This window comes from Citrobacter sp. Ct235 (assembly GCF_030332305.1).
In the GTDB taxonomy this organism is placed as follows: domain Bacteria; phylum Pseudomonadota; class Gammaproteobacteria; order Enterobacterales; family Enterobacteriaceae; genus Citrobacter_A; species Citrobacter_A telavivensis.
On record NZ_JAOWIC010000002.1, the window covers coordinates 89,499 to 101,722 of the forward strand.

At 53.4% G+C, this 12,224-nt stretch carries 11 protein-coding genes; 6 read left to right on the top strand and 5 right to left on the bottom strand.

The features are described 5' to 3' along the window. Nucleotides 1–40 precede the first annotated feature (40 nt). Together miaE and rraB are read right to left on the bottom strand one after the other, a co-directional pair. The gene (gene miaE / locus OGY35_RS00390) at nucleotides 41–805 is read right to left on the bottom strand and encodes a tRNA isopentenyl-2-thiomethyl-A-37 hydroxylase MiaE (RefSeq protein WP_286631140.1); all 765 of its coding nucleotides are present in this window, start codon (nucleotides 803–805) and stop codon (nucleotides 41–43) included. 60 nt (nucleotides 806–865) lie between these two features. Beyond that, the gene (gene rraB / locus OGY35_RS00395) at nucleotides 866–1,291 is read right to left on the bottom strand and encodes a ribonuclease E inhibitor RraB (protein WP_042321721.1); all 426 of its coding nucleotides are present in this window, start codon (nucleotides 1,289–1,291) and stop codon (nucleotides 866–868) included. Nucleotides 1,292–1,389: 98 nt separating this feature from the next. On the opposite strand from rraB, the gene argL reads away from it, so the two are divergent. Both argL and argF (OGY35_RS00400) read left to right on the top strand, forming a co-directional pair. Next, on the top strand, nucleotides 1,390–1,485 hold the full coding sequence (argL, locus tag OGY35_RS24495; protein ID WP_371305914.1) for a putative translational regulatory protein ArgL: 96 nt from the start codon (nucleotides 1,390–1,392) through the stop codon (nucleotides 1,483–1,485). Beyond that, nucleotides 1,455–2,459, top strand: a complete 1,005-nt coding sequence (argF, locus tag OGY35_RS00400; RefSeq protein WP_178827081.1) for an ornithine carbamoyltransferase — start codon at nucleotides 1,455–1,457, stop codon at nucleotides 2,457–2,459. The genes argL and argF (OGY35_RS00400) overlap by 31 nt, the downstream gene beginning before the upstream one ends. A gap of 94 nt (nucleotides 2,460–2,553) precedes the next feature. On the opposite strand, the gene OGY35_RS00405 is transcribed toward argF (OGY35_RS00400), so the two are convergent. The 3 genes from OGY35_RS00405 to OGY35_RS00415 all read right to left on the bottom strand — a co-directional run bounded on the left by OGY35_RS00405 (nucleotide 2,554) and on the right by OGY35_RS00415 (nucleotide 7,058). Then, nucleotides 2,554–5,001: a molybdopterin guanine dinucleotide-containing S/N-oxide reductase gene (locus OGY35_RS00405; RefSeq protein ID WP_286631141.1), complete on the bottom strand. Its 2,448-nt coding sequence runs from the start codon at nucleotides 4,999–5,001 to the stop codon at nucleotides 2,554–2,556. 27 nt (nucleotides 5,002–5,028) lie between these two features. Continuing rightward, the gene (locus OGY35_RS00410; protein ID WP_286631142.1) at nucleotides 5,029–6,129 is read right to left on the bottom strand and encodes a NapC/NirT family cytochrome c; all 1,101 of its coding nucleotides are present in this window, start codon (nucleotides 6,127–6,129) and stop codon (nucleotides 5,029–5,031) included. Nucleotides 6,130–6,605: 476 nt separating this feature from the next. Continuing rightward, the gene (locus OGY35_RS00415) at nucleotides 6,606–7,058 is read right to left on the bottom strand and encodes a YhcH/YjgK/YiaL family protein (RefSeq protein ID WP_152401801.1); all 453 of its coding nucleotides are present in this window, start codon (nucleotides 7,056–7,058) and stop codon (nucleotides 6,606–6,608) included. A 678-nt stretch (nucleotides 7,059–7,736) separates the two neighbouring features. Here OGY35_RS00415 and arcA point away from each other — a divergent pair. From arcA to OGY35_RS00435, 4 genes are all read left to right on the top strand, one after another. Then, nucleotides 7,737–8,957 (top strand): arginine deiminase, encoded by a 1,221-nt coding sequence (gene arcA, locus OGY35_RS00420; protein WP_152401799.1) that lies wholly within the window; start codon nucleotides 7,737–7,739, stop codon nucleotides 8,955–8,957. A 10-nt stretch (nucleotides 8,958–8,967) separates the two neighbouring features. Continuing rightward, entirely contained in the window at nucleotides 8,968–9,900 is a 933-nt protein-coding gene (gene arcC, locus OGY35_RS00425) for a carbamate kinase (protein WP_286631144.1), read from the top strand. Between the two features lie 110 nt (nucleotides 9,901–10,010). After that, complete coding sequence (argF, locus tag OGY35_RS00430; protein WP_152401795.1) at nucleotides 10,011–11,015, top strand: ornithine carbamoyltransferase; 1,005 nt, start codon at nucleotides 10,011–10,013, stop codon at nucleotides 11,013–11,015. A 111-nt stretch (nucleotides 11,016–11,126) separates the two neighbouring features. Continuing rightward, entirely contained in the window at nucleotides 11,127–12,206 is a 1,080-nt protein-coding gene (locus OGY35_RS00435; RefSeq protein WP_152401793.1) for an alanine/ornithine racemase family PLP-dependent enzyme, read from the top strand. Nucleotides 12,207–12,224 lie beyond the last annotated feature (18 nt).

The window sequence follows — 12,224 nt, forward strand, 5'->3', positions numbered from 1 at the left end:
GCGACGGGATGTCACCTTACAGCAGGCAGAACTACCGAAATTAAGAGGCGACGGGGACGCCGCTGTGAAAGCGAAACTCATTGTCCGGCGAGGCTATCAGCGCAGCTTCCACTTCACCAAAATGACGGACGCGGGGAGAAATATCCTCCTGCGACACCTGTTGCGCCAGCGCCAGGTAGTCCTGAAAGTGGCGCGCTTCGGAGCGCAGTAGCGACAGGTAGAACTTTTGCAGGTCGTCATCGAGAAACGGGGCCAGCGCGGCAAAGCGTTCGCAGGAGCGTGCTTCGATGTAAGCCCCACAAATCAGCTTATCAATCAGCGTCAGCGGTTCATGCGTGCGCACCGCTTTCAGCATCCCTTTTGCGTAGCGACTGGCGGTGATCTTCACGTAAGGAATATTTCTGGCCTGCATCGCTTCGCGCACCTGCCAGAAGTGGTGCAGTTCTTCTTTTATCAACAGCACCATGCTGTCGATAAGCTGGCGGCCCCACGGATCGTCCGTTTCTGGCATCACGCTTTTACCAATCTGTTTATGGAGCGCGACAAAGTCCGGTTCCGGCCCTTCGCGGAAGGCAAAGGCTTCATACGGCTGCAGCCAGGCGAGCAGCGCATCCGCACCCGGTTTATCCGCCACGTACTTACGCACCAGCAGCATCGCCGTTTGCGCCGCCTTAAGTTCGCAAATCAAATGATCGGTGAGCAGCAGAGGAAGGTTTTGCGGATCGCGCGCCTGGTCAATCCAGGCCTGCGGGGTAGGACAGTGTAGAAACTGGCGTACCGGGGAGAGAATTTGCGGATAGTCCATGTGTAACCTGTCGAAAGAGTACGGCAGCAAACTGCCGTACTTTTTTAACGTGCGGGGATCTTAGTGACGCACACCGTCGTCATCTTCGTCGACGTAGTCTTCGTCGTCACCCTCTTCACCTTCTTCACCGTTCGGGTCTTCAAAGTAGGTGCCCCAGCCGTCGTATTCAACGTCATATTTCTCTGCCAGGTTCATCAGTTGCTCAACCTGCGCGTCGATAAGATCGGCTTTCAGCGCACATTCACTGAGGATATCGCAGCAAATGACGGTGTCGCCTTCTTCCACTTCCAGCTCTTCCGGCTCGGTCACTTCGTAGCCAAGTTTAAACGCTTCAACCGCGGCTTTTTCCAGGGTTTCGAAATCGTCTGCGGAAAGATGGTGCTCGATGGTATACAGCGCGTCCGGGTCGCTGCCATCATCCAGTAATTCTTCAATAATCAGGCGCGTTTCTTCACGCTGCTCTTCCAGTTGTTCCGGGTTTGCCATGGCTCGTTCCTCATAATGTCCTGCCGATACTCTTATTGTCACATACCACCGTCGTTGCCTCCACCTTTCCAGAAAAGATTTGTTAAACGGGGTTGCAAATGCATAATCATCCATATAAATTGAATTTTAATTCAATAGATGGCATCAGCCATGGGAGGGAACTATGTCAGGTTTTTATCAGAAGCATTTTTTAAAGTTACTCGATTTCACCTCTGCTGAACTCAACGCACTTATCCAACTTGCCGCAAAACTGAAAGCCGATAAGAAAAACGGCAAAGAAGAACAAAAACTTACAGGCAAAAACATCGCGCTCATCTTCGAAAAAGACTCGACCCGTACACGATGCTCTTTCGAAGTTGCCGCTTACGACCAGGGCGCTCGCGTCACTTATCTCGGTTCCAGCGGGAGCCAGATTGGGCATAAAGAGTCAATTAAGGACACCGCACGCGTGCTGGGCAGGATGTATGACGGCATTCAGTATCGCGGTTACGGTCAGGAAGTGGTCGAAACGCTGGCCGACTATGCCGGTGTACCGGTATGGAACGGGTTGACCAATGAGTTCCATCCCACCCAGTTGCTGGCCGACCTGCTGACAATGCAGGAACATTTACCGGGCACAGCGTTTAACGACATGACGCTGGTTTACGCCGGTGATGCGCGCAATAACATGGGTAACTCAATGCTGGAAGCCGCCGCACTCACCGGGCTTGATCTGCGTCTGGTGGCGCCAAAAGCCTGCTGGCCAGAAGCATCGCTGGTCGCAGAATGCAGCGCAATGGCGAAGAAAAATGGCGGCAACATTACGCTCACCGAAGATATCGCGGCAGGGGTGAAAGGTGCAGACTTTATCTACACCGACGTCTGGGTGTCGATGGGCGAACCAAAAGAGAAGTGGGCGGAGCGTATCGCCATGCTGCGTGACTATCAGGTCAACAGCCAGATGATGACGCTTTCCGGGAATCCGCAGGTGAAGTTCCTGCACTGCCTGCCCGCGTTTCATGACGACCAGACCACGCTCGGTAAAAAAATGGCGGAGGAATTTGGTCTGCATGGCGGGATGGAAGTCACCGATGAAGTATTTGAATCCCCGGCCAGTATTGTGTTCGACCAGGCCGAAAACCGGATGCATACCATTAAAGCCGTGATGGTGGCAACGCTGGCACAATAATGTTATCTGCAAAGAAAAACCCCACATAACAATGTGGGGTTCATGAGCAGTCTGAGGCGAAATCACCGTTTCCGCTCAGTATTACAACAGTGAATTACGCGCCCATTGGTGGCGTAAACGCGGTAAGTTCCAGCTCCGGTCCAGTGTATTTCTCCGCCATCACCAGCGCAGTGTTGCCCGCGCAGCCATTCGCCAGACGCGAGGTCGGGATGTCTTTGGTAAGCACGTTGGCCCCGCCGTTTTTACAGATCCCGGTGCCAGCATAATCCAGATCCGGCCATGCGCCTTCATGGATACACACCACGCCCTGCTTGATGCCGTCGGTGACTTTCGCGCCGGTCAACACCTGGCCGCGCGCGTTCCAGACACGCACCAAATCGCCGTCAGCAATACCACGTTTTTTCGCATCTTCCGGATGGATGTAGAACGGCTCACGGTTAGCCACCGCATACTGTTTACGCAGCGACGCATAGTTAAGCTGGCTGTGTAAACGATGCGCCGGGTGCGCGGTCAGCAACTGCAGTTCACCCTCTTTAGCGTTGCCAGCCCACTCGTCTGGTTCCAGCCAGGTCGGATGTGCCGGGCAATCCTTATAGTTGAAGCCTTCGATGGTTTTCGAGTAGATCTCGATTTTACCGCTCGGCGTACCCAGCGGGTTCATCACCGGGTCCTTACGGAAATCGGCATAGCGCACAAATGCTTCTTCTTTCGGATTCTTACGCATTTCGATCAGCTTGTTCGCGTCCCAGAAGGCAGTGAACTGCGGCATATTGACGCGCTGCTGGCGAGCGCCTTTCTGCGCCACGTCGTAGAACTCGCGCAGCCAGTCCATTTCGCTCTTGCCTTCGGTATAGGCAGCTTTACCGCCTGGTTTCAGCAACTCCGCCATATCCGCGAACACGTCAAAATCGTTGCGGGCCTCGAATTGCGGTGGGATAGCTTGTTTCATCGGCACCAGATGCTGGTTGCTGTAGTCGCCGGTCATGGTCAGGTCGTTACGTTCAAACGATGTGGTGATCGGCAGAACAATATCAGCGTGCTTGGCGGCAGCCGTCCAGTAGCACTCGGAGATCACCACCAGTTCCGGTTTTTGCCAGGCTTTGACCAGGCGGTTGGTGTCCTGATGATGAGTGAAGTTGCCACCGCCAGCCCACCAGATCATGCGCAGATCGGGGAAGGTTTGTTCTTTACCATTATGCTGATATTTGCCGCCGGGGTTTTCCAGAGCCTCAACAATACGCGCAACCGGGAACGCTTCAACCGCATCGGAAGTTGCCCAGTCGTTGCCAGCAGACGAGCCGCCTGCGATTGTCGCTGAAATCGCCGACAGCACACCGCCGCTACGGGTTGGGTTGCCGCCGTTAGAGTAATGGTAAGAGAAACCAAAACCGCCGCCCTCGGTACCAATCTGGCCGAGCATCGCCGCCAGGGTGACCAGCATCCAGTGGCGCTGTTCGCCATACTGCTGACGCTGAATGCCCCAGCCCGCCATCAGCATGGTTTTATTCTTGGCAAAGATTTCCGCCAGAATTTCCATTTGCTTCGCCGGAACGCCGCAAATCTTCTCGGCCCAGGCCGGATTTTTCGGCGTGTTGTCGCTTTTACCCGTCAGATAAGCTTCGAATTCGCCATAGCCGGTGGTGTATTTATCGAGGAAGGCTTTGTCATGCAGGCCTTTTTCTACCAGCGCGGACGCAATACCCAACATCAGCGCCACGTCGGTACCCATATTCGGCGCAATCCACTGCGCTTTATCTCCGAAGAAATCGATGGTTTCTGAGCGTTGCGGATCGATGGCGATAACGGTTTTGCCGGAGGCTTTCAGTTTATTAAAGTACTCGAGGCCTTGCTCATCAGTACTGGTCCAGGCGATTTTCAGGGTGTTCAGTGGGTTAAGGCCCCACAGGACCACCACCTGGCTATGTTCAAGGAGCAGCGGCCATGCCGTCTGCTGCTCGTAAACCTCTACCGAACCGACTACGTGCGGCATGATCACCTGCGCCGCGCCAGTGGAGTAGTCGCCGGTATGTCCGGTGTAGCCGCCCGCCATGCTCATGTAACGCTGAAGCAGCGTCTGCGCTTTGTGCAGTACGCCACTGGAGCGCCAGCCATAAGACCCCGCAAATACGGAAGAAGGGCCATGCTCGGCACGGATACGGGCGTGCTGTTCGTGAATGAGCTTCAGGGCGTCTTCCCATGACACTTTGACGAACTCGTCTTTACCACGTTTGCCGTCCGGTTTGCCCGGCGCATTCAGAAAGCCTTTACGTACCATCGGAGATTGAATACGGCACGGGGTATGCGCCTGATCCGGTGCGGTAGTTTGCAGATCGTTGGGAATCGTTTTCGCCAGCGCGCCGCGAGACGAAACAATTTTGCCGTCTTTAACCTCGATGTACATCGCTCCCCAACGCCCCGCAGTCAGGATCGCGTTACCCGGCGCGTCTGCGGCCCACGTCGGCATAGGGATTGCCGAGGTAATCATCATCGCGCCAGCGGAACCGCCAGCATATTTTATAAAGTTACGTCGTGTAAGGTTCATAGGTTTTCCTTTAATCGTAATTTTCAGTTATTCCTTGGCGGTAAAATCTTTGGCGTGATACTGGAACCAGCGAGTCAGGATGTCTAAATCCTCAGCACTGATGTCCGTTCTCGCGCCCATCCCTTTGGCAACGGAAGGCCAGGCATTTAAGGTGTAATGTTCAGAAGAAATCGGCGCATGGCATCCGGAGCAATACGTTTTGTCGAGTGTTTTGGCGTAGTCCCAGATAGCGTCGGGTTTACCCAGTGCGGGTTCAGCCAGTGGCGCGCGTAGAGAAACCGTGCGCCACGCGTTTCCGTAAGGATCTTTTTCCCAGTCACTGGAGATTTTGAGTGCTTTTTGTCCTTCATCGGTAAGCGTGGCAAGGACTAAACGCTGGCCCGCCGCGATGTAAATCACCTGCTCGGCACCCTGCATTTGACTACCGATTATCTCCACTTCACGCGCATCGCCAGACTGACCCACCACGTTCAGTTTGGTGGCCGGGTAAACCGTGCCCAGATTGCCCAGTGAGGTAGGCGCGACGGGGTACACTTCTTTTGCATCAACCGGCGTCTGGCGTGCGCTTTCTATCAGTGCATCATGGGCTTTGGAGTCAATTGTGATTTCAGGCGGGAAGTGCGCGATACCTTTATGGCAATCAATACAGGTTTGTTTTTCTTTGATGCCCAGCGCATGCATTTTCTGCGCGTCGGCGCTCTGCTTTTGCAGATCCATGGCGTCAAACTGGTGACACGAGCGGCAGGTCGCCGAATCGTTGGCTTTCATCTGATCCCAGACGGTCTCCGCCATCTCAAGGCGGTGCGCCTCATATTTTTCCGGTGTATCAATTTTTCCGGTGACAAACTCATGCCAGATATCCTTGCTGGCCCGAACTTTCGTGATCAGGTAATCCATACCCGATTGCGGAATATGGCAATCCTGGCACTCGGCGCGGATACCTTTTTGATTCATAAAGTGCGCAGACCCCTGGTACTCTTCATAGGGTGCTTGCATGGTGTGACAGGAGAGACAAAACGAGGTGTCTGAGGTTTTATGCATCACCCACATGGATGACAGCGCGAGTGTTCCCCCCAGGATAATGCCCACAAAAACAAGACCCGCTATCCACTTCCATTTCTTATTCATACCTTGCCCTGAAATTAATTCAAAAGTTAATATTTAATTTTGTGCGATATATTTTGCGGGATGCTTTTTCAACAAGAATTGATGTAACACAAAAGTGTTATTCACCAGAAAGAGTTAAACGTGCTTTTGATCGAGTTTTTGAAATTTAATAGGAAGTGTTACGGCTAACCGTATGTTGTAACTGAAGTTATCGCGATAGCGATATAAAATGAAATATACAACGACTAACTAAAACTGGCCACATCGTTATATATTTAAATATATAATGAAATAGCAAGATCGAGGTGCGCTATTACTCACTGAAATAAACCGACCTTTACTGACAGGCTATCTTCTTAATGAATGCAACTGCCGTTTTTATATTTTTTACCGCTTTCGCAGGAGCAAGGAACTTTACGGCCGAATTTAGGATAAGGGATAAAAGGTACAGCCGCTCCGATTCAGGGAGCGGCTGCTCAGTCCCGGCCTTTACTGTTTCAGGCCATCAGCAGTTTAACCACCGCTTTACGCACCGGCGCGGGTGCGCCGACGGCACACAGCGGTTTGTGCACTTCTTGCGGATAAAAGACGACAAAGTCGCCTTCATTCAGGATCAGCGTTTTCTCTTGCTCACCTTCCGCTAAAAACGCGATGTCTTTATCAGCCAGCCAGTCGGTATCCGGCTTACCGGCAGGCAGCACGCTGAAGGTCATCCCTTCCTGCCCTTTCAGCACGATCTGAATATCCAGATAGCGCGCGTGATACTCCGCCCGACGCTTCTCGAACGGCTCGGTCATATCTTCAGAAATCAGATAGAACAGACGGCTGCCGTCGATCTCATGTTTCCCCTTCTCCGTCGTTTCGGTGACGTTTGCCTTGATGTGCTCAATCGCCTGGCGAAGTTCTTCAGGAAGCCAGGATTGCAGATGGTGAATGTTACCAACGATCATCTTATACCCCTCATTCAAAACAGCGTTTCAATTTTAATTGTTATACGAAAAAATGCCCTGCCGTGCTATCGCTATCTTGCAAAGTTTTGCGTCAGCGCATGTTTATCGCTGGAGTTGTTGACTATCTGTTAACACCAAACAGTGTTTTATGCATATTTATTGCATAAAAGGTAAATTAAACTAAGGGTAAATTTTCATAACATACTGTTATAAAAAGAGTTATAAGAAAAACCGCCAGGCGATCACAATTCATTTCCCTTACTCAATCAATGATAATCACCATAGTTATTGCGCGATTTACTTTATGGTAATAATAATATAATTCACAATACGCATATCTATGCATCGAATCTTTATTATTTGATACAAATCATAGTGTTACATTACTTTCATTATTTGATCTCGCCAACAAATAATTAACACTGAAGAATAACCTGCCGTATAACTGCGTAGTAATTCAGTTTTATACTTTTTATTTTTGTTATTTCTCAGACCTCTGTCATATATTAATTAAGAAAAAACAAATAACCGAATGGATGTGAAACCCATCACATTCTCGACGTCTTAATAATTCAATGATGCCTCTCGAAAAATATCGGAACAGTTATGACTGCGAGCATTTTTATTATTCGCAGTCACCCCCCTTTTTATTCCTGAAATAGAGTGAAAGGTATCGTAATGGAAAAACATTATGTCGGTTCTGAAATCGGCCAACTACGCAGTGTGATGTTGCATCGCCCTAATCTCAGCCTGAAACGCCTCACGCCGTCTAACTGCCAGGAGCTCCTGTTTGATGACGTACTGTCGGTTGAACGCGCGGGTGAAGAGCATGATATTTTCGCCAACACGTTACGCGAGCAGGGTATCGAAGTCCTGTTACTGACTGATTTACTGACACAAACGCTGGATATCGCGGATGCGAAAAGCTGGCTGCTGGAAACACAAATCTCGGATTACCGACTTGGCCCTACTTTCGCCACCGATATCCGTGCCTGGCTTGCCGATATGTCGCATCGTGAACTGGCCCGTCATTTAAGCGGTGGACTCACCTACGGTGAAATTCCCGCCTCAATTAAAAATATGGTGGTCGATACCCACGATATTAATGACTTTATTATGAAGCCATTGCCGAACCATTTATTTACCCGTGACACTTCCTGCTGGATATATAACGGCGTCTCCATTAACCCAATGGCTAAACCGGCCCGCCAGCGCGAAACCAATAATCTGCGAGCCATCTATCGTTGGCATCCACAATTTGCCGACGGCGACTTTATTAAATATTTCGGCGACGAGAATATTAATTACGACCATGCCACCTTAGAAGGCGGTGATGTACTGGTGATCGGGCGCGGGGCCGTGCTGATCGGGATGTCTGAACGCACGACCCCGCAGGGGATCGAGTTTCTTGCCCAGTCTCTGTTTAAACATCGCCAGGCTGAACGGGTGATCGCCGTTGAGCTCCCCAAACACCGCTCCTGTATGCACCTCGATACCGTCATGACCCACATCGATATCGACACCTTCTCCGTTTACCCGGAAGTGGTGCGCCAGGACGTGCAGTGCTGGACCCTGACGCCAGACGGCCGCGGCGGCCTGAAACGTACCGAAGAACGCACGCTGGTTAACGCCATTGAGAAAGCACTCGGTATCGATCAAGTGCGCTTGATTACCACCGGCGGCGACGCCTTTGAAGCCGAACGCGAACAGTGGAACGACGCCAACAACGTCCTCACGCTGCGCCCCGGCGTGGTCGTGGGCTACGAACGCAACATCTGGACCAACGAGAAATACGACAAAGCCGGCATCACCGTGCTGCCCATCCCCGGCGACGAACTGGGGCGCGGGCGCGGCGGCGCGCGCTGCATGAGTTGCCCACTGGAACGCGATGGCATTTAAGGAACCCACCATGCAAAACAAACCGACTTTGGTTGTCGCTCTGGGCGGCAATGCGTTGCTCAAGCGCGGCGAACCGCTGGAAGCCGATATCCAACGCAAGAACATCATCCTGGCGGCGAAAACGATCGCCCAACTCACTCAGCAATGGCGGGTGGTGCTGGTTCACGGCAACGGGCCGCAGGTGGGTCTACTGGCATTGCAGAACAGCGCCTATGACCGCGTCACCCCGTACCCGCTGGATATTCTCGGGGCGGAAAGCCAGGGGATGATCGGCTACATGCTGCAACAGGCGCTGAAAAATCAACTGCCGCAGCGGGAAATCAGCGTGCTGCTTACTCAGGTGGAAGTGGACGCAAACGATCCGGCCTTTCGCAACCCCACCAAGTATATCGGCCCGGTTTATGACCACGTACAGGCCGATGCGTTACAGGCGGAAAAAGGCTGGGTTTTCAAAGCAGACGGTAAAGCCTTTCGCCGCGTGGTGCCCTCACCACAGCCGAAACGAATTGTTGAGAGCGACGCCATCCAGGCACTGATCGCCCGCGATCACCTGGTCATCTGTAACGGTGGCGGCGGTGTGCCGGTCGTCGAGAGAGCGGACGGTTACCACGGCCTCGAAGCGGTGATCGACAAAGACCTCTCCGCCGCGCTGCTTGCCAGCCAGATCCACGCCGACGCGCTGCTGATCCTGACCGATGCCGACGCGGTGTACCTCGACTGGGGCAAACCCACCCAACGTCCGCTGGCGCAGGTGACGCCGGAACTGCTGAGCGAAATGCAGTTTGATGCAGGCTCAATGGGACCCAAAGTCAGCGCCTGCGCTGAATTTGTCAGCCGCTGCCACGGCATTGCGGGTATCGGTTCGCTGGCCGATGGCCCGGCCATTCTCGCCGGAGATAAAGGCACCCTGATTCGGCGAGAAACCGCCGATGTTGACGCGTAAGGCTTTTTTGCCGGATGGCGGCCTCGCCTTATCCGACCTACACCGATTCACGTCCGTAGACCTGATAAGCGCAGCGTCATCAGGCAGTTCATTTTAACAAGGATATATTGATGGCTATTTCACTGAAAAATCGCAATTTTTTGAAGCTTCTCGACTTTACCCCGGCGGAAATTCAGTTCCTGATCGATCTGGCAATTGAACTAAAAGCGGCGAAAAAAGCCGGACGCGAAAAGCAAACGCTGACCGGGAAAAATATCGCGCTGATATTCGAAAAAACCTCCACCCGCACCCGCTGTGCCTTTGAGGTCGGGGCATTTGACCAGGGCGCGCAGGTCACTTACCTCGGCCCAAGTGGCTCGCAGATTGGGCATAAAGAGTCGATGAAAGATACCGCTCGCGTACTGGGCCGGATGTATGACGGCATCGAGTACCGCGGGTTCGGTCAACAGATCGTTGAGGAGCTGGGGCAATACGCCGGGGTGCCGGTGTGGAACGGCCTGACTGACGAATTCCATCCTACGCAGATCCTCGCGGATCTGATGACCATGCTGGAGCACGCGCCTGGAAAAACGCTGCCCGAACTGAGCTTCGCTTACCTTGGCGATGCGCGTAACAACATGGGCAATTCACTGATGGTCGGTGCCGCGAAGATGGGCATGGATATTCGCCTCGTCGCGCCAAAATCCTTCTGGCCAGATGAAGCGCTGGTCGCCCAGTGCCGCAACATCGCCAGCACCACCGGGGCGCGCATTACCTTGACGGACGATGTTGAAGAGGGCGTTTACGACGTCGATTTTCTGTACACCGACGTCTGGGTCTCCATGGGTGAGCCGAAAGAGGCCTGGGCTGAGCGCGTCAGCCTGATGACGCCGTACCAGATCAACCAGAAGGTTATCGACGCCACCGGCAATCCCAACGTGAAATTCATGCACTGCCTGCCCGCCTTCCATAACGAACACACCAAAGTGGGACGTGAAATCGAAGCGGCCTACGGCCTGAAAGGGCTGGAAGTCACGGAAGAGGTTTTTGAATCCGCTCACTCCATCGTGTTCGACGAAGCAGAAAACCGCATGCATACCATCAAAGCAGTGATGGTGGCGACGCTCGGCGACTAACCCACACGGAAAGCGCCGTCCGGGACGGCGTCTTTCTCCACGGTAGCTACTGGACCGAACGAACCGGGCGCGGGTGCCCCCTGACCCGCGTCTCACGTAAGGAGACCCATTATGCGAAACCAGGATTTTCCATGCCTCTTCGTTAATCTTTCGGTCATTCGTGACAACACCCGCACGCTGATCGCGCTGTGCCGCCAGCACGGCGTAGAGCCTGTCGGCGTCAATAAGCTGAGCTGTGAAGCCGCGAATGTCGCCAGAGCCATGATTGATGCCGGTATCAGCACGATTGCGGATTCCCGGATCCAGAATCTCAAAAAAATAGCCGACCTGCCCGTCGACAAACTGCTGCTGCGTCTGCCGCAGATAAGCCTGGCGCACGACATTGTGGCCTATGCGGATATCTCGCTGAATTCCGAAGAGCATACGTTGCAGGCGCTCTCCGCAGCTGCAACGGCGCAGAACAAAACGCATCGGGTCATTTTGATGCACGACCTGGGCGATCTGCGCGAAGGCTGCATGGATCCACAGGAGACGCGACGTCTTGCGCGCCTGGTACACAAGGAACTGCCGGGACTGACTCTGGAAGGCCTTGGCGCCAATCTCGCCTGCTACGGCGGAGTGGAACCTACTACCGAAAACCAGCAGGCGCTGGTCGATCTCGCCCATGAAATAGAAGACGAACTGGGTATTGAACTGCGCACCATTTCCGGCGCCAGTTCCGCTGCCCTGTTCCTGCTGATCAACGGTGGGCTACCGACGGGCGTTAACCAACTGCGGCTTGGCGCATCGCTGATTATGGGATTCGGCCTGAATGACGAGCCGATCCCCGACACCCGCCAGGATGCCATCAAGCTCGGCGTGGAGATCATCGAGCTGAAAGATAAACCCTCCGTTCCGCGACACTCCACGGCGCTGGATGCCATGGGGAGAAAGCCGGTATTCGAAGATCTTGGCGTACACCACCGGGCGCTCGCCGCACTCGGCGAGCAGGACGTCTCCTTCTCCCAACTCCGGCCATTTGACCCAGGCGTCAAAGTGCTCGGCGCCAGTTCCGATCACCTGATCCTCGATGTCACCCACACCGCATCGGGATATCAGGTGGGCGACATCGTCTATTTCTCCCTGGGATACAGCGGCGTCTTGCAGTGCATGACCTCCGAATACGTCGGCAAGCAATACAGCTACTTCTAAAAATCACTCTCTGTCAGA

Coding starts and splice junctions, on each gene's coding strand:
- arcA (WP_152401799.1), top strand. CDS start 7,737: ATGGAAAAACATTATGTCGGTTCTGAAATCGGCCAACTACGCAGTGTG.
- OGY35_RS00405 (WP_286631141.1), bottom strand. CDS start 5,001: ATGAACCTTACACGACGTAACTTTATAAAATATGCTGGCGGTTCCGCT.
- OGY35_RS00415 (WP_152401801.1), bottom strand. CDS start 7,058: ATGATCGTTGGTAACATTCACCATCTGCAATCCTGGCTTCCTGAAGAA.
- OGY35_RS00435 (WP_152401793.1), top strand. CDS start 11,127: ATGCGAAACCAGGATTTTCCATGCCTCTTCGTTAATCTTTCGGTCATT.
- miaE (WP_286631140.1), bottom strand. CDS start 805: ATGGACTATCCGCAAATTCTCTCCCCGGTACGCCAGTTTCTACACTGT.
- OGY35_RS00410 (WP_286631142.1), bottom strand. CDS start 6,129: ATGAATAAGAAATGGAAGTGGATAGCGGGTCTTGTTTTTGTGGGCATT.
- argF (WP_152401795.1), top strand. CDS start 10,011: ATGGCTATTTCACTGAAAAATCGCAATTTTTTGAAGCTTCTCGACTTT.
- argL (WP_371305914.1), top strand. CDS start 1,390: ATGCATAATCATCCATATAAATTGAATTTTAATTCAATAGATGGCATC.
- argF (WP_178827081.1), top strand. CDS start 1,455: ATGTCAGGTTTTTATCAGAAGCATTTTTTAAAGTTACTCGATTTCACC.
- rraB (WP_042321721.1), bottom strand. CDS start 1,291: ATGGCAAACCCGGAACAACTGGAAGAGCAGCGTGAAGAAACGCGCCTG.
- arcC (WP_286631144.1), top strand. CDS start 8,968: ATGCAAAACAAACCGACTTTGGTTGTCGCTCTGGGCGGCAATGCGTTG.